The sequence below is a fragment of the Methanocorpusculum vombati genome (assembly GCF_026891935.1).
In the GTDB taxonomy this organism is placed as follows: Archaea; Halobacteriota; Methanomicrobia; order Methanomicrobiales; family Methanocorpusculaceae; genus Methanocorpusculum; species Methanocorpusculum vombati.
In genome coordinates, this window is record NZ_JAPTGC010000012.1 from 1 (window position 1) to 19,447 (window position 19,447).

Here is a 19,447-nt window from a genome sequence, read left to right on the forward strand (position 1 = left end):
TGACGTTAGAACTCGGGGTAGGAGTGACGGTGACGTTAGAGCTAGGGGTAGGAGTGACGGTGACGTTAGATCTCGGGGTAGGAGTGACGGTGACGTTAGAGCTAGGGGTAGGAGTAACAGTGACGTTAGAGCTAGGGGTAGGAGTAACGGTCACGGTGGAACTCGAAGTCGGAGTGATCGTCGCAGTAGCGGTAACGTTAGAACTCGGGGTAGGAGTAACAGTAACTGTAGGAGCGTCGGTGTAGAGTGCAGACAGTATCACCGTACCATTAGGCATGGTGAATGTCAGAGGGGACTGGGTACGCTGCGTATCATTGAGCGTAAGTCCCTTTACATCCCAGGAGGAGAACGTTTTACCCACAATCGTATTAGCAGTGACCGTAACCTTTTCCCCCGGATAGAATGCACCAGACGTAGTACCATTAGAAAGGGTGCCGTTCGTGACAGTGACGGTGAACTTCGCAGATTCCTCATAGATGGCTTCAATCACCACATCTCCACGAGGCATGGCAAACGTCAGGGTGGAGTTCGTACGGTCAGCATCGCTGAGGGAAAGAGACCCGGAAATAACATTCCAGGAAGAGAACTTTTTGCCGACAGGGGGAGCGTTCGCAGTGACGGTGACGTTCTCGCCGGCACAGAATGCACCAGACGTAGTACCATTGGCAAGCGTTCCGTTCGTGATGTGTACCGGATAGGTGGGCGCTGCGGCAAAGGTGACGTTGAGCCGGTGATCGGTTTGAAGATCGGAGATCACATACGTTTTGTTGTCTATGACCTGGGAGGTGACGTCCTGGTCATTATCCGTAAGCTGGAAAAATCTACTTCTGATGTCCGGATGAATCGTCACGGTGACATCTCCACCATCCATGACGCCCCAGGGATCATCCGGCATCCGTGTCATAGTACCGGTAAACCCATTGTCCACGGTGGTCAGAGTTACGTTGTAGTACCGTGTCAGCGCGGGCCCGGAAACGGAAGGCTGGGGCCTGCCTTTCAGCACCGGATACGGATAAGAAGGATCCGTAGACATCATCCAGTTCTTGTCATAACTTGCTCCATACTCGGAAGCAGCGCTGAAAACACTGCGGAAGAAACTCTCGTTACGGTACACCTGTGTTTGGGTAACATTCTCTCCGTTTATTCCCGTCTTCATCATCAAGTCTGGGTTAAATTTGTCCGGACCACCATTGATAATGGCATCCATCCACCGTCCGGCATAGTTGTGATCTAAGATGGGATTGGTGTAAGTATATACTGGTGTTACCCTGCCTTTGAATTGGGTCAGGCTCGAGGCCCTTGTGGCCGTAAGCCGGGGGTTCAGCGCAACACAACCTTTGAGGACATAGGTGCCCTGGGCTACGTACAGCCTGCCAACCAGTCCTCCCACCCATGTGTAATCATGATTGGGAGAATCGACCGTTACGGTACCGGTGGCATAGCAGTTGAAGATCACATGGGTGGTGTCCTGCTTAGCATCACAACGGCCAACCAGTCCTCCGCAGGTTACCCATGTACTAGAGGTGGACCTATCCCGAATGATCACGTTACCGGTGGCGAACGAGTTTCGGATGGGGACCTCGCTGGGGCCAACCAGTCCTCCGCAGGCTACCTGGTTACCATAACTTCCTTTTCTCTCCCCCTCCACCGTCAGGGTAGAATAACTGTTCTCCACAGCGCCATGCCCAAGAGTATTCTCCCTTAGGCTCCCAGCAAGCCCACCGCCAAAGACACCATACTCTTCCGAGACAGCTTTTACCATTCCGTTAGTAACGGAACAGGAATAGATCCGAACGTCCATGCCCCTCCCAATCAGTCCTCCAGCTCGACAGTTCTTTTTGGTGGACGCCGAGATCTCAACCCCGTTCAGATCCAGATTCTGGATTGTCGCCCCTAAAGCAAAACCGAACAGACCTGCATTCACAGTATTTTCGAAGTTGGTCTGGTCCACACGCAGACGACTGATACAATGGTTGGCCCCGTCAAACGTACCGCCAAACGGCGAAGTCTCCGTTCCGATAGGCTGCCAGTTGACGTATCCCAGATCCAAATCTGCACACAAACGGATGTACTTTCCCGAAAAGGATGTTCCCTCATTCACCTTCTGCGCAAACGCGGCCAAACTTTCTGCATCATAGATGCAGAACGGATCGGTCGCCGACCCGTGCCCTGCGTTCACTTCATCCTCATACCAGGTCTGGTTTACCGAACCATCCCAGACACCTGACGCAGCCGCACTCGCGGCTGGCACCAGACCGCACAGTACCACAACAATCAGCAGAACAACAAAAAATCTGCTCCGCAGATGATCGTTTCTCGGCACCAATCGGGATCCATACTGAAGAAAATCACAATTCATGATCACTAAAGATCGTGTTACTGCACTATATATAATGATCAGAGAATCGTATGAAATGGTGTTAATTACCATAATTCAACATAGTTTACAAAATCAGACGAAACACACCCCGCATCAGCTCGGAAAATGAACCAAGACAGGCAACAGCAGCACCCAAATATAAGAAAAAATCACAAATAATATATAAAAATAGAGAGAAATTGAAGGCAACACCAGATAAAAACCAGAAATTTCCAACAAATATCACCACGCGCACCACAGACAGTGTATCTTACGTACACACTATTGATTGAATAAAATAAATTGAAAAATCCAAATAAAACGCATATAAAGTAATACTATAATAACATACAAATAGTACAGTGCAGATCATAAATAACCAAAAACATACAAATAAAAAGTACAAGTACAGCAGAAGAGCGGCAGGCAAAACAGAACTCCGGCCTAAAAAATCAGGGAAAACAACCCGATCACAAAAGGGCCAAGGCCGGGACTCGAACCCGGGTCAAAGGATCCACAGTCCTATAGGATGTCCAGCTACCCTACCTTAGCCTGAAAACCAGCATATCTGGAACAAGTTGGGATGGTTTCATACCGCCGTATGAAACACTCTATTACATAGGGTGTTCCCGAATATTAACATATCCTTTAGATAGCGGCCAGGGTGCCATTTACGTTTATTACTGACCACTGCCAATACTTACGTAGTTTTTATCTCTGTTTTATACCATGCAGAGAGGAGGGAAATACGAAATGGCAGCAGAACATATCCGCACCCCCATTGTCTGCGTATTGGGGCACGTAGATCACGGGAAGACATCACTCCTGGATCGGATCCGGGGCTCGCGTGTTGTCGCAGGCGAAGCAGGGGCAATTACCCAGCATATCGGCGCAACGATGATCCCGATCGACTCGATTCAGAAGATGAGCGGTGATCTTGGAAAGATGAAGACAACGGTCCCGGGTCTTCTCTTCATCGACACACCGGGACATCACGCATTCACCACACTCCGCGCACGCGGCGGCGCACTTGCCGACATTGCAATATTAGTAGTGGACGTCAACGAAGGATTCAAACAGCAGACGATTGAAGCACTCCAGATTCTCCGGAACTGCAAGACCCCGTTCGTGATTGCGGCAACAAAGATCGACCGCATCCCCGGCTGGCGGGCGATGGAGAACGCATCGTTCCTGAAATCCTACAAAAACCAGAACGAACGCGTACAAACCGAATGCGAAAACCGTGTCTACGAACTGGTCGGAAAACTTTCCGATATGGGATTCAACTCCGAACGGTTCGACCGCGTAAGCGACTTCCAGCGCAACCTGGTGATCGTGCCGGTGAGCAGCATGACCGGAGAAGGCATCGGCGATCTGCTGATGGTGATGATCGGTCTTGCGCAGCGGTTCTTAACCGAAGGTCTCAAGACCACCGTCGAAGGACCCGGTGTCGGCACGGTGCTTGAAGTCAAAGAAGAGAAGGGCCTTGGCACAACACTTGACGTGATCCTCTACGACGGCATCATCAGTGTCGGCGACGAGATCGCAATCGCCGGGACAGACGGACCGATTGCCACAAAAGTCCGGGCACTTCTGCAGCCGCGGCCGATGAAGGAGATCCTGATCGAAGACCGGTTCCAGCGCGTGAAGTCGGTAACCGCAGCAGCCGGAGTAAAGATCACCGCGCCGAACCTGGAGAACATCATCGCAGGCTCACCCGTCCGCGTGATTCGCGGCGACCGCGATGCAATGCTTGACAAAATCGAAGAGGAGATGCAGGAGATCAATGTGAAACTCTCCGAGGTCGGCATCACGGTTCGCGCCGACACCATCGGCGCGCTTGAAGCACTCTCCAAGGAGCTTGAGGAGAAGAACATCCCGATCATGCGTGCCGAGGTCGGCCCGGTCAGCCGCCGCGATTTGATCGAGATCAGTGTGATGAAGGACGAGCTGTACAAGACAGTACTCTGCTTCAACGTCCCTCTGCTGCCCGACGCGGACGCAATGATCCGCGACGAAGAGGTCGACGTGAAGATCTTCTCCAACCGCGTCATCTACAAACTTATCGACGACTACATCGACTGGCGCGACGAACTTACCCGCGCACGGGAAGCAAAACAGTTTGAGACGGTCGTCCTTCCGGCAAAGTTCTCCATTCTGCCCGACTGCGTGTTCCGCCAGAGCGGACCGGCAGTGGTGGGCGTGCGGGTTCTGGGCGGCATTCTCCGGCCGCATGTCGGCGTTGCAACGCGCGAGGGCAAAGTCGTGGGCGAGATCAAACAGATCAAACTCAACAAGGAAAACATTCAGGAAGCCAAGGAAGGAGTCGAGGTTGCGGTTTCGATTGACGGCGTCACCATCGGGCGGCAAATCGATGTTGGAGAGACGCTTTACGTCGCCGTGCCCGAGCGGCATGTGAAGGTTCTGGAGACGGAAATGCTGTCCCATTTAAATGCAGGAACCCAGGAGGCGCTGGAGGAGTACACCAACATTTTCCGCAAGACCCAGCCCTTCTGGGGGAAGTAGTATAAATGGGAAGAGACTAACTATATGGGTACTTCGGCATCCTATTGATATCGAGGAGATGTGCTAATACAATGGTAGACTTTAAGGTCGTACTGTCAGACCCGAAAACCGGTCTTTCGTACAAAATAGATGCCACGGGCGCAGCTGCGGGTGCACTTCTGGGAAAGAAGATTGGCACCGAGGTTGACGGCGCTCCGTTTGGTCTGAATGGTTATAAGATTACAATCACCGGCGGCTCGGACAAAACCGGCACCCCCGCACGTCCGGACCTTCCGGGCAACGGCAGAAGAAACCTTCTTCTTTCCGACGGATTCGGTTTCCACGCAACCCACGACGGTGAGCGGAGAAGAAAGAGCCAGCGCGGCAATGAGATCGCTGCTGACTTTGTTCAGGTAAACGCGAAAATCTCCACCTACGGCGAAAAGCCGGTCGCAGAGATCTTTGCCCCTGCTGAAGAAGCAGCGGCAGAGTAAATCTCTCTCAATACTTTTTCTCTTCTTCCAAGTGTTTTGCCGGACAAAGACTGTTTTTTGCCGCCGGCGTTCTGTGAAAAAAAATCAAAAAAAAGTTACTGCCCCTCGCGCATTGCTGCGCGCAGAGCGGGTATGTAGGACTCAGTACTGACTTTGTACTTTTTTGCAAGGAGGATGACGGAGGCTTCCGGAACAAGGAGATTGTCGAAGTGTCCTGATATCTCCTGCATCTCTGCGGCAAGATCTTTTCTGGCTTTACCGGTTGCCGCGGCAATAGCATCGATCAGCGCCTCGACTGGGTCCTGCTCCTCTGCGGTCTCGGCAAAGATCCCGTCTCCCGGACGAAATCCCAGAGGTATGGTTACGTCTGCGAGGGAGGACGTACAGCGGTAGATGTTTTCCTCCCCCTCTTTACTGAGAAGGCCGCGCTTTGCAGCAAGATCGATCAGTTTTTTTGCCTGATCCTGACTCATCCACCGTTTGTCCTGCACATAGTAAAACACCAGCTCCATCTTACTGAGCCGTTCTTTTCTCCCGTGCCGGAAGGGTGCGGCAACTGTTGTTTCCAGTTCGTTCACGAAAGTGCCCCAAGAATCATTTTCTTCATGTCCATGGCATCAAATCCTTCGATGGAGGGGGATTTGGTGATGAAGATCTCGGTCCGCGCCCCTTTTTCCATGGTGCGGATCATGAACCGGTGATCGTTGAGGGGCATGTTGCCGGAGGCTTTCAGCAGGGTATCGGTAAGGGTTATGAGGATGTCTGCGGCATCGGTCGTGGTTTTGCTGATGTTTGCGCCGCGTTCAATCTTTTCAAAGCCAAGCCGGTCATGGGCAAGGAAGACAGAGACCTCACGTTTAATCGGACCGGCATCGGTTCTGAAGTTGTCCTGCCGTCCGGCAAGGGACTCGACAGCGTTAAGGAATACCGCAAAGGGAACGTCTGCTTCAAATTCAAGATCACAACGGTTGGGAAACTGATAGGACACTCTTCTCATGTATCAGATATTGGGCACCGCTACGGATAAGTATATTTTGCTGTGAACGAACAGGAAAAGAAAAAAAAGTATTTTGTTTATTCGAGCAGGACTGCGTTGATAACGCCATCCTGACCCGGACGGCTGACGATGCGGGCTTTACCGAGATCGGTTGCAATGATTGCGCCCTTGGTCATCAGGTTCCGGCGAACATAGTTCGGGTTTGCTGCATTTTCTGCAACAGAGTTGATCTTGACCTTCTGGACCTTTCCGGTCTTTTTGTCACTGACGTTTGCGTATTCACAGCGGAGTGCACGGACCTTCGTGTTGCCTCCGGTTACTCTGATGGTCTTTACCCGGGTTTCTCCGATGATGGTGTCAGCCGGGGATCTGCCGATCTCGAACCGCTTCTTGCCGCGGTTGGCGTGGTAACGGCCACCGGTGGACTTTCTTACTGATCTTCCTTGCCAAAGCATGAATTAATATCTCCGATAATTTAGTTTCTCTGATTGAACGCCCGAAAGCAGGTACGCCTCGCGGACGGGTGATCCGGAGCGAATGCGTCCGCACCGGATCATCTCAGTCTTTTCCAGAGTCCTATATGTATAGGCTTTCCGGATATTTAAATTCCGTTAGGCAAGGACAGCATCGGCAACTTCGGCTACACCCTCTCCTTTGCGGAGGTTGGTCTTGATGATGACCATTTCTGGGTTGTAGCGTTTGATGTCGGTGATCATGCGTTCTACGTTGCAGCCGACAGCTTCGGCGAGATCAACTTTGTTGATGACAGCGATCTGGCAGTCACGGAACATCATCGGATGCTTGTTGACGACGTCGTCACCCTCGGTAGTGGAGATGACAACGATGCGCTTTTCTGCGCCGAGCTTGAAGTCGGTCGGACAGACCATGTTGCCGACGTTTTCGATGAAGACGACGTCGATATCATCGAGGTTCATGTGGTCAAGGGCATGGTGGACGAGGTGCGCGTCTAAGTGGCACTCCTTTCCGGTGTTTGCGTTGAATGCAGGAATGCCGGTCTTGACGATACGCTGAAAGTCGTCGTCGCCGTAGACATCACCCGCAATTGCGGCGGTGTTGAGGTTGCGCTTTTTGAGTTCGGGAACGATCTGTTCAATAAATGAAGTCTTGCCCGAGCCGATTGCTCCGAGGAGATCGAATGCGCGAACACCGTGCGCTTTGAAGTGTTCGGCGTTGTGTTCTGCGAGACGGTTGTTGGCGCCGTAAATCTCGGCCTCCATGTGAACATCCACGTGGTGCATAGGAGTACTATATGGTGTGCGTCTGGTTTATAGATACACTGTTCCTCAGGGGTATGAGTGAGTCACACCAACTGTATCAAAAATATGTTTGTAGTTATTTAGTTAGTACATAAAGTAATTGTAACACAACAAAATGTAAAGCTATATTAACATAGGCACCCCACTCCTTAGTGTCAGAAACATTCTGGCACCCAAATACACACCCCAAACACAATCATACAGGAGATATGCTACCATGAATATACTCGCAAAAATTGCGGTTTTTCTCCTTGCGCTGTCCATTCTGGCTATTCCGGCGATGGCAGCCGAGCATGAGGAACACCTGATACTTGTCAAGGCTGACCCGGAAAATCCCAATCTCGTTTCTATAACGCAGGTCTCTGCTCCCGGACATGAAGATGTACCCGAGCATGCGGAGCTCCGGCCCTTTTTCCGGGACAGTGATCCTGAATTTGCAGTAATCGACAGAGATATGCCCGGCTACCCGGGAGAAAATACTGGTATAACCTGCAAGGCAGTACCCATGATGCCGGCTGCAACCATTACAACCGGCGGGGAGGGAGAAGTGTACGAGTACGCGGCCATCCCGTAACCGAAAAAAGAGTAGAACACCCAGTCAATATTTTTTTCAGCAGACCGCCAATTACCTTATAGATTTTCACGCCCAATACTGTAGTATTCATGGCAATTCGATTTCTCTACCCCTGCTACTTTAATGCAGAACTGACCCGCTCCGAGGGACGGCGTGTGGCAAAGACGCTTGCGGTCGCGTCACCGAATCTTGCACAGGTTGCGCGTGCGGCGAAGCAGTGCAATCTTACGGTACTTGATGAAGAGCGGGATGTGCGGCATCCGGCGCACTGGTTTTCCAGCGACGGCAGGCTGCGGATTGAGTATGAGGGAAGCAAAGAGGAACTGCTCCAAAAAGTTGCCCACAAACTGAGCGGGAAGTAACCGATGTACGATTTTCACTGCCATACAACCATGAGCGACGGAGAACTGCTGCCGACGGAATTAATCCGGCGGATGGCGGTTCTCGGATATACGGAGATGGCGATATCGGATCACGCGGATTTTTCCAATGTCCGGGAGTTAATCCGTGCCGAGGAGGCGGTGAAGCGGTCCGCGGAGCTGTACGGGATCCGGTTGTATTCAGGGATTGAGATTACGCATGTGCCGCCGGATCAGATTGATGAACTGGCGAGGTATGCAAAAGGTCTTGGCGCGGAGGTTGTGGTTGTGCACGGAGAAACGATTACAGAACCCGTCGCACCGGGAACGAATGCGGCGGCGCTTTCAAGTGCGTATGTGGATATTCTGGCACACCCCGGCCTGATCACAGATGAGGATACCCGCCTTGCGGCCAGGAACAGTGTGCTTCTTGAGATCACATCACGCGGAGGACACAACCGTACGAACGGGCATGTGCTGTCGGCTGCCCGTCGCGCGGGTGCGGATGTTGTGATACAGTCGGATGCGCACGGACCAGGGGATCTGATGAGTGAACACATGCGGTATCTGGTTGCACGCGGGGCAGGGATGAATGAAGAGGAGACAAAGAGCGTGCTTTCCCAGACGTTTGATTCTTTGTTTTCTTCATAACCTTTATTTTACGATTCTGGATAACATTTTTATGCAAGTATGTCAGCATAATATATTGCATATATATCCTGTGGTTTGATCCCGCAGTGATCTGCGATATATGCGGTATGATATTTGAGGCTGATTCGTGAAGTTTGCAGGAGAGGTTACGGCAGTTCTTGGAAGACGGCTGCTTGTTGTCAGAAGTGATGCCGGACAGCTTCCGCCTTTGTATTCAGAGGTTGCAGATGCAGGCAGCCGCCCTGTAGGGAAGATCGTCGATCTCTACGGGAGCGTTGCACGGCCCTATCTTACCGTTTTATGCAATGACGGTGTTTCGGCAGGCGTCGGGGACAGTTTGTATGTTGTTCCCGGATCAAAGCCGGAAATGCCGAAAAAACGTCGTCATGTATCCGGATACAAGGGGGAGGGGGCTTCCCGCCGCCCGAAGACCGGAGGTTCAATATGGAAAAAGAAATCGAGAAGCTGAGACAGTTACGAGAAGAGCGCGAGAAGATGAAGCAGCGGCAGAGTACCGCTGTCGAAAAGGTGAAGGAGAAGCAGGGCGGCAGTGATGCGACTGCGACGGTATGTCCGGAATGCGGCAGCCGCCAGCTTGTCCACGATTATGAACGTGCAGAGCTGGTGTGCCAGCACTGCGGTCTGGTGCTGGATGATGATTTCATCGACCGGGGACCGGAATGGCGTGCATTTGATCATGATCAGCGGATGAAGCGGTCACGTGTGGGCGCTCCGATGACCTTTACGATTCACGATAAGGGTCTGTCCACGATGATCGACTGGAGAAACCGTGACAGTTACGGCCGTGCGATTTCCTCGAAGAACCGTGCCCAGCTGTATCGGCTGAGAAAGTGGCAGCGCCGTATCAGAGTGTCCAATGCAACGGAGCGGAACCTTGCGTTTGCACTCTCGGAACTGGATCGTATGGCATCGGCTCTGGGTCTCCCGAGAAACGTGCGCGAGACGGCTGCAGTTGTGTACCGTGATGCGGTGGATAAGAATCTGATCCGCGGACGGAGTATTGAAGGTGTTGCGGCAGCGGCTTTGTATGCGGCATGCCGTCAGTGCAATGTCCCAAGAACGCTGGATGAGATTGCCGAAGTGTCGCGTGTTTCCCGCAAGGAGATCGGCAGAACATACCGGTTCATCTCCCGTGAACTTGGCCTGAAACTGCTGCCGACGTCTCCGGGCGATTATGTGCCGCGGTTCTGTTCGGGTCTTGGTCTGAAGGGCGAGGTGCAGTCGCGTGCGATGGAGATTCTGAAACAGGCAGGCGAACGTGAGCTGACAAGCGGGCGCGGTCCGACGGGTGTTGCGGCGGCTGCGATCTATATTTCGTCAATTCTCTCAGGAGAACGGAGAACGCAGCGTGAAGTTGCGGATGTTGCGGGTGTGACGGAGGTCACCATTCGGAACAGATATAAGGAATTGGCAGAACAATTAGATATTGAGATTATTCTCTGACGGGAATTTCTTTCCCCCGATACTTTTTCCCGGGCTCGTATATCAGGGGTAGATAGCTACGTTCGCAACGTAGATGCCGCGGGTTCAAATCCCGCCGGGTCCATTTTTGTATTTTTTGCCGGTGATTGTGTCATGCCCGGGGTTTATGAATGATCTGACTTTCGCGGGAAAAACCGGAGATGTGAAGAAATATCACAGTAAAACAGAGTTTTTGGTGTAAGGCCGGAAAGCCCCCGGACTTTGTTGCACGAAAGATCTGCAGTACACCGCATATCCTCTATAAAAAATACTCGTATTCTGCCATAAATACTTACAAAAAAGTTGGGTAGCATCTCTACCTTTAAGGGAATGGCCTGCAACATCTTACTTTATACAGGAACCGGAAGTTGCACCATGATATCCCCATTTGAGAAAATCAATCAGTTCATTACCAGATACCCGTTTGTAATCGGCTGTATTCTCATTATCATGATCCTCATCGGCATTTACGGTGCAACAGGTGTCACTATGAACACCACAATTCAGACGCCGGACAAAACCGATCACGCCTCCTATGTGTATCAGGATTATCGCGATAACTTTCAGACGAGTTCAATCGTAATGATGGTACAGACCGGGGATGTCCGCGATGTGAATGTGATGAAAAACATCGTTGCGTTCGAAGAACTTCTCCGGCAGCAGAACGGCGTACTGGATGTAGAGAGCGTTTACGATCTGATTCTTGCATACAACGGAGGAATTGTCCCGGAGAATCAGGAGATTGCAGACCTCCTGTTTTCCCAGGTCCCAGAGAGTGTTCTTGCGGGCAGCATGCCCAACAATCAGCTCCTTTTAGTCAAAATTGATCCGACAACCGGCATGACGGATGCAAACCAGCAGACACTTCTGGACACCCTTGCAGCCCTTCAGCCGCTGGCCAATGTTCCGCCGGGAGTTACTCTGACCTTTACCGGAACTGCGGCGCTTCACAAAGACATGGGAACAAGCCTCGGCAATGATGTCGGCAAACTTCTCGGCTCGGCGTTCATTCTGATGATTACTGCGCTTGTTGTTCTGTTCCATCACGCACGCTACACCCTTTTATCGATTGTTTCGGTGATGAACGGTCTGCTGATGACATTCGGCATTATGGGGCTGTTTCATATCCCGCTGTCGATGGCGACAATGGGAGCTCTGCCGATTCTTTTAGGGATCGGCATTGATTATGCGATTCAGTTCCATTCGCGGCTTGATGATGAGATACGCACGCATCCGCTCGCCGAGGCGCTGCGGATTACGATCACGAAGACCGGATCTGCGGTATTCTTTGCAATGATTGCAAGCGCTCTCGGATTTGTGGCGATGCAGGTCTCGACCCTGCCGGATATCCGGCAGTTCGGGGCAGTTGCGATTCTCGGTCTTGTCTGCTGTTACATCTCGGCGATTCTCATCATCCCGCTTGCAGCGATTCTGACCGACTACCGCCCCCGTGAGATCAAAGCTCCGAAACCCGGGGCAAGACCCCCTCTTTCGGTGCGCTACAATGCATTCCTGAAAGGGGCTGCCCTCCATATTACAAAGTACGCAGTTCCCATTCTTCTGATTCTCTGTGTTATCGGTGTTGCGGGGTTGTATGTTGATGAGGAGATCCCCATCAACACAGACATCAAAACCTATGTGCCCGCCGACATGCCGGCACTTATCAGCATCAACACCGTGACGAATGCCATCGGAGATCTGGACGGCCTGCAGGTGGAGGTGACCGGCGGCAATATTCTGAGTCCGGATGTGCTTGCGTGGATGTATGACTGGGGCAACAATGAACTTGCGTCGCATGCATGGCGGTTTACGAGCGTTGAGAGCATTGCCACTTTGATCGTTTCGGCAAACAATGGTGTTCTGCCCGAGTCCCAAGAGGAGATTGATGAGGTTCTTGCAGGGATTCCTGCGGAGAAACAGCGGCCGTATCTCAATGGTGGTCAGTCGGCGGTTATCTCGTTTGGGATGAACTCGATGTCACTTGCAACGGAGCGATCACTTGCAGAACAGATTACCCGTGACATTGTATTCTATCAGCCGCCGCCGGGAGTTGAGGCGGTTGTTACCGGAACGCCGTACTCGGATGTTGAGCTGATGGAGGAGATGAACATCGGCAAATTACAGATGACGATTCTCGCATTTGCGGTGATCTTTGTGTTCCTGTCGCTTCTGTACCGGAGCATGGGAAAAGCTGCGGTGCCGCTGATTCCGATTGTCTTAATCATCGGCTGGAACGGGGCGGCGATGTATCTCCTTGGCATTGAGTACAACATCCTCACGGCAACAATGGGTGCAATGACGATAGGCGTAGCCGCCGAGTACTGTATTATGATGGTTGAACGGATCTATGAGGAGATGGCAACCCATGACACACTGACTGCGGTACTGGAAGGGACCGGCAAAATCGGTGCGGCGATTACCGTATCTGCGACAGCGACGATGGCGGCGTTTTCAGCGCTGATCGTTTCGGATTTTCCGATCATCAGTGTGTTCGGTATTGTGACGGTGATTGCGATGGCATTCACGCTGTTCGGTGCGATTGTTGCCGTTCCTGCAGCTGCATCGCTTCTTCTGCGCAGCAGCGGACAAAAGGCACCAGCGGTATGAGGCAAAGAATGGGGGCGGAAGTTTATCATTTTCCAGATCAAACAAGTATCTACCGTTTGGGTGTCAGGGATAATAATGAGAAAAACGATGGAAGTTCTCTTCTCCGGAAAAGTGCAGAAGGTCGGCTTTCGCGCCTGCGTGAAGAATGCCGGTCAGAGCCTTGGTCTTTGCGGCGAGGTGGAGAATCTGCCCGACGGGCGGGTACGTGCCCTGGTGACCGGCGAAGACATGGTCATCGAGAAGTTTCTTTCGATGGTGTACACCTGTCCGCGCGCGATTATCCGCGAGGTTGCCGTGTCGGAGTATGTGCTGACAGAATTTCCGGATTTTACGGTGCGGCGCGAGTGAGGGAGTATACTGCCTGACAACCCGGCTACAGAGCGATAGTTATGAAAACGACGAAGACGATTACCTATTTCGACAGTCCCGGTCCGGAGAATACGGAGGACTGTGCGGCGCTTGCGGTTGAACGCGCGACCGAACTTGGTCTGACCACGATTGTTGCGGCAAGTTCGGGAGGTGCTACGGCGCGGGCATTTGCCAGAGCGGTTGCAGGTACGAACATCCGTCTGGTAATTGTGACACATGCGGTCGGATTTTCTTCCCCGGGCGTGTGGGAGTTTGATGCAACACTTGCAGAGGAGCTTCGTGCTGCCGGACACACGATTGTCTGCGGAACGCATGCCCTGTCCGGTCTGGAACGTGCCCTGTCCCGTTCACCACGAGTAGGCGGCGGGTCACGCACCGAAGCTATAGCCGAAGCGTTCCGCCGGACAATTGCGGTTGGTCTGAAGGTTGCGGTGGAGTGTGTGCTCATCGCGGCGGATCAGGGCGCAGTCAGCGTAACCGGTGAGGTTGTTGCGGTCGGCGGAACAGAAGAAGGAGCGGATACCGTTCTGGTGATCCGGCCTGCGCACACGGCATCGTTTTTTGATCTGCAGGTGCGCGAAGTTGTGGCAATGCCCAGAAACCGGTGAGACACAATGGCGCTTCAATCACTTGGAGAAGCTGCGGGCTGGATGGTGAAGAGTCCGTACGTCTGGCTGAGCGGTCTGTGGACTGCGGCAGTTCTTCTGCTTTTCTGGTATCTGTACGCAAATGTCGGCGTAATGACGGCAGTTTCAGTTGCCATGGTGCTGGCATTTATGCTCCCGGCACTTATTGCAGGGACATACGGTATCGTTGCCGAACATGAGTCGTCGTTTGCAGTTTTCCGGCGGTATGCGGTGCACGGCTACTTCCGGCAGCTTCTGCCGTCACTTCTGGTGTTTCTGATTGCCTGGGTCATCTCACAGTTCATCTCCTATCTTCTGATGACGTTCGGTTTTGGCCTGACGGCGTCTGCGCAGGTGGCGATGTTTGTGTTTATTCCGGTGGTATTCTTCTGCTACTTTGCAGATGTAACGGCGGTGGTGAATGAGAAACGCGTTTTTGCATCGGTGAAGGATAGTTTCCTGCGGGTGATGAACGGGTCGTTTTCGGTTGCGATCTTTTATCTGGTGAATGTCGCGCTGCTGATTGCAGCCTCGTTTATCGGGTCGTTCGTGTTTGCAGCGCTTGCAACAGATGCGTTCCTGCCGCTTGCATCAATGACGGAGGCTGAGCTTTTGTCCCTGACCCCCGATGAGCTTCTTGCAATTATGTCTGCACCCGAGGTGGTGTTTGCCGGATTTACGACGCTTGCGGTGTGTGCGGTGATTTTTGTTCCGCTGTTTACGCTGTACAAAGCCTGTTATTTTGCAAAGACGTCCGCTCTGGTACTGCCGGATGTACCGGCTGCCGAACCGGAAGGGGAGTATGACGAGAAGGGGCGCTGGTACAAGTACAAATAATACGGACGTTTTCGTCATCCGTGCTACACCCTAGCACAATCTTTATTCTTTTTCTCTTGCAATATCTACTGTATCTGAGGTGAATGTTTCAGTGAAGATAGGTATTATTGGTGGTACGGGAGATATCGGGAAGGGTCTGTCCCTCCGGATCTCTGATAAGCATGAGATTATCCTTGGTTCCCGTGAGGCTGCCAAGGCCTGTGAAGCGGCAGATGCTACGGTCTGTACACTTCGTGACCGTAACTGTACGGGTCTCTGTCATGGTGCTTCCAATGAAGAGGCCGTGCGGGATGCGGATATTGTGGTGATTTCCCTGCCGTTCCAGCATGTTGCCCCGACACTTGCGGGGATTAACCCAACGTATCTGGAGAACAAGATTGTGATCTCCCCGGTGAACCCTATGGGAAAGAAGGATGGTTATTTCTTCTTTGACCGGCCCGAAGAGGGATCGGCAGCTCTTGCGATTCAGAAAATGCTGCCCGCATCTGCAAAGCTTGTTACGGCATTCAATAATATTGCAGCGCATAAGTGGACTCTTCTTGATGAGGAGCTGGATTATACGGTTGCGGTCTGCGGCGATGATGCAGAGGCGAAGAAGGTGGTGATGCAGCTGGTTTCCGAGGTTTCCAGGCTTCAGGCAGTAGATGCCGGTCCGCTTGCGGTTGCAGGTATTGTGGAGAGTATTACCCCGCTTGTTCTGAATATTGCGAAGTTTAACGGTCTGAAAGACGTGGGCGTGCACTTCGGCTAAACCCCCTTCCTGTTTTTTTGTCCGCGCGTTTGTGTACATTGATGCGCGAGAGGTATCTGATGAAAATGGTTTGCATGCTAACATATAGCATAGAAAAACCACCCTCTACGCCTCAATTGGTATTTTGCCGAATATCCGATATTTTTTGAAAACAACGAATAATTACGGTTTGAATTGCTGGCGATACGATAGATTTTATATACGTGAAATCCAACATTACTGATGTCAGAATGCGGCCCGGATAAGGATTTATGGGGGATCGCAATATGACAGGAAGCAAAAACCATGTCGAAGGTAAACCCGTTTGAAATGGCCCAGCAGCAGCTTTTGGACTGTGCAAAGATCCTCAAGCTGGATCAGGGCGTTGTCGACATCCTCATGCAGCCGCAGAGGCAGATTCAGGTTTCCATCCCGGTGAAGATGGATGATGGTACGACCCGGGTTTTCCAGGGGTTCCGTGTGCAGTATAACAATGCACTCGGTCCATACAAGGGCGGTATCCGCTATCACCCGGAAGAGACCATTGACACTGTTCGTGCACTGTCTGCATGGATGACCTGGAAGTGTTCTGTTCTTGGTCTGCCGCTCGGCGGAGGCAAGGGCGGTATCATCTGCAACCCGAAGGAGATGTCCAAGGGTGAACTTGAGCGCCTGAGCCGCGGATACATCCGTGCAATGTGGAAGAACCTTGGTCCGGACACTGATGTTCCGGCACCGGATGTATATACCGACGGCCAGATTATGGCCTGGATGATGGATGAGTACTCTACGATTCAGGGCAAGAACCAGTTCGGTCTTCTGACCGGCAAGCCGCTTGTTGTCGGCGGATCTCTTGGACGCAGTGATTCCACTGCCCGCGGCGGTCTCTTTACCCTGCGTGAGGCAGCAAAAGAGCTGAAGCTGGATCTCTCCAAGGCAAAGATCGCAATCCTTGGTTTCGGAAATGCCGGCAACTTTGCAGCAACCCTTTCCCAGGAGATGTTTGGCTCAACCATCGTCGCCGTTACGGATTCAAAGGGCGGCATCTACGATGCAAACGGTCTGGATATTGCAGCAGTCAATGCCCACAAGAAGGCAACCAAGTCCGTCATCGGCTACAAGGGCTTAAAGACCCTGACGAACGATGAGGTCATGGCTCTGCCGGTTGATGTGATCATCGCCGCAGCGCCTGATGAGGGAGCAATCAACGAGAAAGTTGCACCGACGGTAAAGGCAAAGGTCATCTGTGAGCTTGCAAACGGCCCGACGACTCCGGAGGGAGATGCAATTCTCCACAAGAATGGTGTTCATGTTATCCCTGACTTCCTGTGCAATGCAGGCGGCGTGACTGTTTCCTACTACGAGATGGTGCAGAACATGTACATGCACTACTGGACGCTGGATGATGTTTATGCAAAGCTTGATGCTGCAATGACCTCATCCTATCACGCGGTACTGGATGCATCCAAGGAATACAAGATCAACATGCGTCAGGCAGCATATGTTGTTGCAGTAAAGCGCGTTGTTGAGGCAATGAAGATTCGCGGCTGGGTATAAACTCCCCGACTCTCCATACTTCTTTTTGTTCGTTTTCGTTTGTTTGTGCGGCGTTGTTTTTGTGTACCTGCGGGATTTTTGGTACCATCCTGATGTTTATGTGCGATTGCCGCCTATGTGTGATTATGACAGCGTCAAAAAGTACCTGTGAACTGTATCTGCCGCTTTTGAAGGCTCTTGCCGATGGAAAGCCGAAGCAGATTGCAGCACTTCCGGATAAGACCGGCCAGATTTACTGCGTACTGCCCGATGATCTCGGTATCCGCGAGCCAAAAGACGGGTCATGCGATTATCTTGAGCCGATGATTGCAGCAAGTACTGAGCTTGCAAAGGCATGTCTGATTACGAAGTCCGCGGACAATACCTGCCAGATTACGGAACGCGGTCTTGCACTTCTGAAGGAGAATCCTTCGGTTGTTGACGATGCGGTTCTCCGGAGGTATCCGGAGTACACGAAGCGGTAAGGGAAAAGATCTTCCCCGGATCTTTTCTTTTTTCTGCCGAATGAGTTCAGGGTCTGATGCCGCGATAGATTTCACGGGTGTTTTTTTGGAGGCTGTAGGTGGGTTAGCTTTTTTCGCTGGTTTTGTTTAAGCCGTACTCATCACTCACGAACAGCTTCCCAAAAAAATCACAAAAACGCTCCGGGCACCGCCGGAGAATACCGGTGCAGTCATGCTTTGGAGAAATCCTCTTCATCTCTGAACACATATATTGATGCCAATTATGCTGGATATTAAGTTTGTCCGGGCGCATCCGGAGGTTGTGCGTGCGGATCTGGAAAAGCGGCACGATACGGAAAAGCTTGCCTGGGTTGATACTGTTCTTGAGCAGGATAAGCTGTTCCGCGAGCTGACGGTAAAAAATAATGAGCTGCGGGCCCGCAGAAATTCCATCGCAAAGGAGATTAATGCGGCAAAGAAGGCGGGAGAGGATCCTGCTCCGCTGTTTGCAGAGGCAAAGGCACTGCCGCAGAGAATTAAGGAAAACGATGAGATCATGGAGAAGGCGACGGAGACGGTGCGGTATTATCTGATGCGTCTGCCGAATATTCTGCATGAATCGGTTCCGTACGGAAAGGATGACACGGAGAACGTAGTGGTTAAGACGGTGGGTACGCCGCGGACGTTTGATTTTGAGGTGGTAAATCACGGTGAGCTGTGCGTCCGCAACGGATGGGCTGATTTTGAGCGTGCAGCAAAGACTTCGGGTGCAGGTTTTTATTTCCTGAAAGGAAATCTTGCGCTGCTGGATATGGCATTGCAGCGGTTTGCAATTGATACGCTGGTTGCAAAGGGATATACGCTGATCGTCCCGCCGTATATGCTGAACCGGAAATCATACGAAGATGTAACGGATCTTGCGGATTTCGAGAAGGTTATGTATAAGATCGACGGGGACGATGAATATCTGATTGCAACAGCCGAACATCCGATGGCGGCGATGTATCAGGATGAGATTTTTGAGGAAAAGGACCTGCCGCTGAAGATGGTGGGCATCTCTCCGTGTTTCCGCCGCGAGATCGGGGCGCATGGTCTGGATTCCCGGGGGTTGTTCCGTGTGCACCAGTTTACCAAGGTGGAACAGTTTATTTACTGTATGCCGGAGAAGTCGTGGGAGATGCATGAGGAGCTTCTGGCAAATTCAGAGGAGCTGTTCACAAAACTTGGTCTGCCGTACCATGTGGTGAACATCTGTACCGGAGACATTGGCATTGTGGCTGCGAAGAAGTATGATATTGAGGCATGGATGCCGCGGGACAATGCGTACCGTGAGGTGGTGTCCTGTTCAAACTGTACGGCATATCAGGCGTGCCGTCTGAATATCCGGGTGCGGGATGCGCATGATTTTGATTCAAAACAGTATCTGCATACGCTGAACTCTACGGCAATTGCAACATCGCGTGCGCTGCGGTGCATTCTGGAAAATTATCAGACCGAAGACGGCCGTGTGGAGATTCCGCAGGTTCTGCGTCCGTATATGCAGGGAAGGGAATACCTCTAACCCTCTTTTTTGTTTTTAA

General features: G+C 52.0%; 20 protein-coding genes and 2 tRNA genes. 16 read left to right on the forward strand and 6 right to left on the reverse strand.

Annotated elements, in window-relative coordinates; genetic code table 11:
• A partial coding sequence (locus O0S09_RS08260) for an InlB B-repeat-containing protein (protein WP_268923498.1) occupies positions 1-2,359 on the reverse strand: 2,359 nt, incomplete at its 3' end.
• A 479-nt stretch (positions 2,360-2,838) separates the two neighbouring features.
• Positions 2,839-2,911 (reverse strand) — tRNA-His (locus tag O0S09_RS08265).
• A gap of 201 nt (positions 2,912-3,112) precedes the next feature.
• On the opposite strand from O0S09_RS08265, the gene infB reads away from it, so the two are divergent.
• Both infB and O0S09_RS08275 read left to right on the forward strand, forming a co-directional pair.
• Positions 3,113-4,885, forward strand: coding sequence for a translation initiation factor IF-2 (gene infB / locus O0S09_RS08270; RefSeq protein WP_268923499.1), 1,773 nt, complete (start codon positions 3,113-3,115; stop codon positions 4,883-4,885).
• A 71-nt stretch (positions 4,886-4,956) separates the two neighbouring features.
• Positions 4,957-5,358 carry a 30S ribosomal protein S6e gene (locus O0S09_RS08275; protein WP_268923500.1) on the forward strand — a complete coding sequence of 134 codons (402 nt, stop codon included), beginning with the start codon at positions 4,957-4,959 and terminating at the stop codon, positions 5,356-5,358.
• A gap of 95 nt (positions 5,359-5,453) precedes the next feature.
• On the opposite strand, the gene O0S09_RS08280 is transcribed toward O0S09_RS08275, so the two are convergent.
• From O0S09_RS08280 to hypB, 4 genes are all read right to left on the reverse strand, one after another.
• On the reverse strand, positions 5,454-5,936 hold the full coding sequence (locus O0S09_RS08280; RefSeq protein ID WP_268923501.1) for a DUF2240 family protein: 483 nt from the start codon (positions 5,934-5,936) through the stop codon (positions 5,454-5,456).
• The gene (locus tag O0S09_RS08285; protein WP_268923502.1) at positions 5,933-6,355 is read right to left on the reverse strand and encodes a hypothetical protein; all 423 of its coding nucleotides are present in this window, start codon (positions 6,353-6,355) and stop codon (positions 5,933-5,935) included. The genes O0S09_RS08280 and O0S09_RS08285 overlap by 4 nt, the downstream gene beginning before the upstream one ends.
• A 77-nt stretch (positions 6,356-6,432) precedes the next feature.
• Positions 6,433-6,810, reverse strand: coding sequence for a 30S ribosomal protein S8e (locus tag O0S09_RS08290; protein ID WP_268923503.1), 378 nt, complete (start codon positions 6,808-6,810; stop codon positions 6,433-6,435).
• Between the two features lie 156 nt (positions 6,811-6,966).
• On the reverse strand, positions 6,967-7,614 hold the full coding sequence (hypB, locus tag O0S09_RS08295; RefSeq protein WP_268923504.1) for a hydrogenase nickel incorporation protein HypB: 648 nt from the start codon (positions 7,612-7,614) through the stop codon (positions 6,967-6,969).
• Positions 7,615-7,849: 235 nt separating this feature from the next.
• Here hypB and O0S09_RS08300 point away from each other — a divergent pair, with 235 nt between their 5' ends.
• From O0S09_RS08300 to serS, 14 genes are all read left to right on the forward strand, one after another.
• Positions 7,850-8,206 (forward strand): hypothetical protein, encoded by a 357-nt coding sequence (locus O0S09_RS08300; protein WP_268923505.1) that lies wholly within the window; start codon positions 7,850-7,852, stop codon positions 8,204-8,206.
• 89 nt (positions 8,207-8,295) lie between these two features.
• Entirely contained in the window at positions 8,296-8,568 is a 273-nt protein-coding gene (locus tag O0S09_RS08305) for a signal recognition particle subunit SRP19/SEC65 family protein (protein ID WP_268923506.1), read from the forward strand.
• Between the two features lie 3 nt (positions 8,569-8,571).
• Positions 8,572-9,216, forward strand: a complete 645-nt coding sequence (locus O0S09_RS08310; RefSeq protein WP_268923507.1) for a histidinol phosphate phosphatase domain-containing protein — start codon at positions 8,572-8,574, stop codon at positions 9,214-9,216.
• Between the two features lie 127 nt (positions 9,217-9,343).
• Positions 9,344-9,685 (forward strand): H/ACA ribonucleoprotein complex subunit GAR1, encoded by a 342-nt coding sequence (locus O0S09_RS08315; protein WP_268923508.1) that lies wholly within the window; start codon positions 9,344-9,346, stop codon positions 9,683-9,685.
• A complete protein-coding gene (locus tag O0S09_RS08320) occupies positions 9,661-10,680 on the forward strand; it encodes a transcription initiation factor IIB (protein WP_268923509.1) in 1,020 nt (339 codons plus the stop codon). The genes O0S09_RS08315 and O0S09_RS08320 overlap by 25 nt, the downstream gene beginning before the upstream one ends.
• Positions 10,681-10,711: 31 nt before the next feature.
• Positions 10,712-10,783 (forward strand) — tRNA-Ala (locus O0S09_RS08325).
• Positions 10,784-11,073: 290 nt separating this feature from the next.
• Positions 11,074-13,305 carry an efflux RND transporter permease subunit gene (locus tag O0S09_RS08330; RefSeq protein WP_268923510.1) on the forward strand — a complete coding sequence of 744 codons (2,232 nt, stop codon included), beginning with the start codon at positions 11,074-11,076 and terminating at the stop codon, positions 13,303-13,305.
• Between the two features lie 87 nt (positions 13,306-13,392).
• Positions 13,393-13,653 carry an acylphosphatase gene (locus O0S09_RS08335; protein WP_268923511.1) on the forward strand — a complete coding sequence of 87 codons (261 nt, stop codon included), beginning with the start codon at positions 13,393-13,395 and terminating at the stop codon, positions 13,651-13,653.
• A 41-nt stretch (positions 13,654-13,694) separates the two neighbouring features.
• Positions 13,695-14,282: a pyruvate kinase alpha/beta domain-containing protein gene (locus O0S09_RS08340; RefSeq protein ID WP_268923512.1), complete on the forward strand. Its 588-nt coding sequence runs from the start codon at positions 13,695-13,697 to the stop codon at positions 14,280-14,282.
• A 6-nt stretch (positions 14,283-14,288) separates the two neighbouring features.
• Positions 14,289-15,137 (forward strand): hypothetical protein, encoded by an 849-nt coding sequence (locus O0S09_RS08345; protein ID WP_268923513.1) that lies wholly within the window; start codon positions 14,289-14,291, stop codon positions 15,135-15,137.
• Positions 15,138-15,228: 91 nt separating this feature from the next.
• Positions 15,229-15,888: an NADPH-dependent F420 reductase gene (gene npdG, locus O0S09_RS08350; protein WP_268923514.1), complete on the forward strand. Its 660-nt coding sequence runs from the start codon at positions 15,229-15,231 to the stop codon at positions 15,886-15,888.
• A gap of 285 nt (positions 15,889-16,173) precedes the next feature.
• The gene (locus O0S09_RS08355) at positions 16,174-17,424 is read left to right on the forward strand and encodes a Glu/Leu/Phe/Val family dehydrogenase (RefSeq protein WP_268923515.1); all 1,251 of its coding nucleotides are present in this window, start codon (positions 16,174-16,176) and stop codon (positions 17,422-17,424) included.
• A 125-nt stretch (positions 17,425-17,549) separates the two neighbouring features.
• Positions 17,550-17,888, forward strand: a complete 339-nt coding sequence (locus tag O0S09_RS08360; protein ID WP_268923516.1) for a winged helix-turn-helix domain-containing protein — start codon at positions 17,550-17,552, stop codon at positions 17,886-17,888.
• 262 nt (positions 17,889-18,150) lie between these two features.
• Positions 18,151-19,428, forward strand: coding sequence for a serine--tRNA ligase (serS, locus tag O0S09_RS08365; RefSeq protein WP_268923525.1), 1,278 nt, complete (start codon positions 18,151-18,153; stop codon positions 19,426-19,428).
• The last annotated feature ends 19 nt before the right edge of the window (positions 19,429-19,447 follow it).

Bases quoted from the DNA above. Each gene is read 5' to 3' on its own strand.
- O0S09_RS08360 (WP_268923516.1), top strand. From the start codon at position 17,550: ATGACAGCGTCAAAAAGTACCTGTGAACTGTATCTGCCGCTTTTGAAG.
- O0S09_RS08345 (WP_268923513.1), top strand. From the start codon at position 14,289: ATGGCGCTTCAATCACTTGGAGAAGCTGCGGGCTGGATGGTGAAGAGT.
- O0S09_RS08285 (WP_268923502.1), bottom strand. From the start codon at position 6,355: ATGAGAAGAGTGTCCTATCAGTTTCCCAACCGTTGTGATCTTGAATTT.
- O0S09_RS08320 (WP_268923509.1), top strand. From the start codon at position 9,661: ATGGAAAAAGAAATCGAGAAGCTGAGACAGTTACGAGAAGAGCGCGAG.
- O0S09_RS08290 (WP_268923503.1), bottom strand. From the start codon at position 6,810: ATGCTTTGGCAAGGAAGATCAGTAAGAAAGTCCACCGGTGGCCGTTAC.
- O0S09_RS08275 (WP_268923500.1), top strand. From the start codon at position 4,957: ATGGTAGACTTTAAGGTCGTACTGTCAGACCCGAAAACCGGTCTTTCG.
- O0S09_RS08300 (WP_268923505.1), top strand. From the start codon at position 7,850: ATGAATATACTCGCAAAAATTGCGGTTTTTCTCCTTGCGCTGTCCATT.
- O0S09_RS08335 (WP_268923511.1), top strand. From the start codon at position 13,393: ATGGAAGTTCTCTTCTCCGGAAAAGTGCAGAAGGTCGGCTTTCGCGCC.
- O0S09_RS08340 (WP_268923512.1), top strand. From the start codon at position 13,695: ATGAAAACGACGAAGACGATTACCTATTTCGACAGTCCCGGTCCGGAG.
- hypB (WP_268923504.1), bottom strand. From the start codon at position 7,614: ATGCACCACGTGGATGTTCACATGGAGGCCGAGATTTACGGCGCCAAC.
- serS (WP_268923525.1), top strand. From the start codon at position 18,151: ATGCTGGATATTAAGTTTGTCCGGGCGCATCCGGAGGTTGTGCGTGCG.
- O0S09_RS08330 (WP_268923510.1), top strand. From the start codon at position 11,074: ATGATATCCCCATTTGAGAAAATCAATCAGTTCATTACCAGATACCCG.
- O0S09_RS08355 (WP_268923515.1), top strand. From the start codon at position 16,174: ATGTCGAAGGTAAACCCGTTTGAAATGGCCCAGCAGCAGCTTTTGGAC.
- O0S09_RS08310 (WP_268923507.1), top strand. From the start codon at position 8,572: ATGTACGATTTTCACTGCCATACAACCATGAGCGACGGAGAACTGCTG.
- infB (WP_268923499.1), top strand. From the start codon at position 3,113: ATGGCAGCAGAACATATCCGCACCCCCATTGTCTGCGTATTGGGGCAC.
- O0S09_RS08305 (WP_268923506.1), top strand. From the start codon at position 8,296: ATGGCAATTCGATTTCTCTACCCCTGCTACTTTAATGCAGAACTGACC.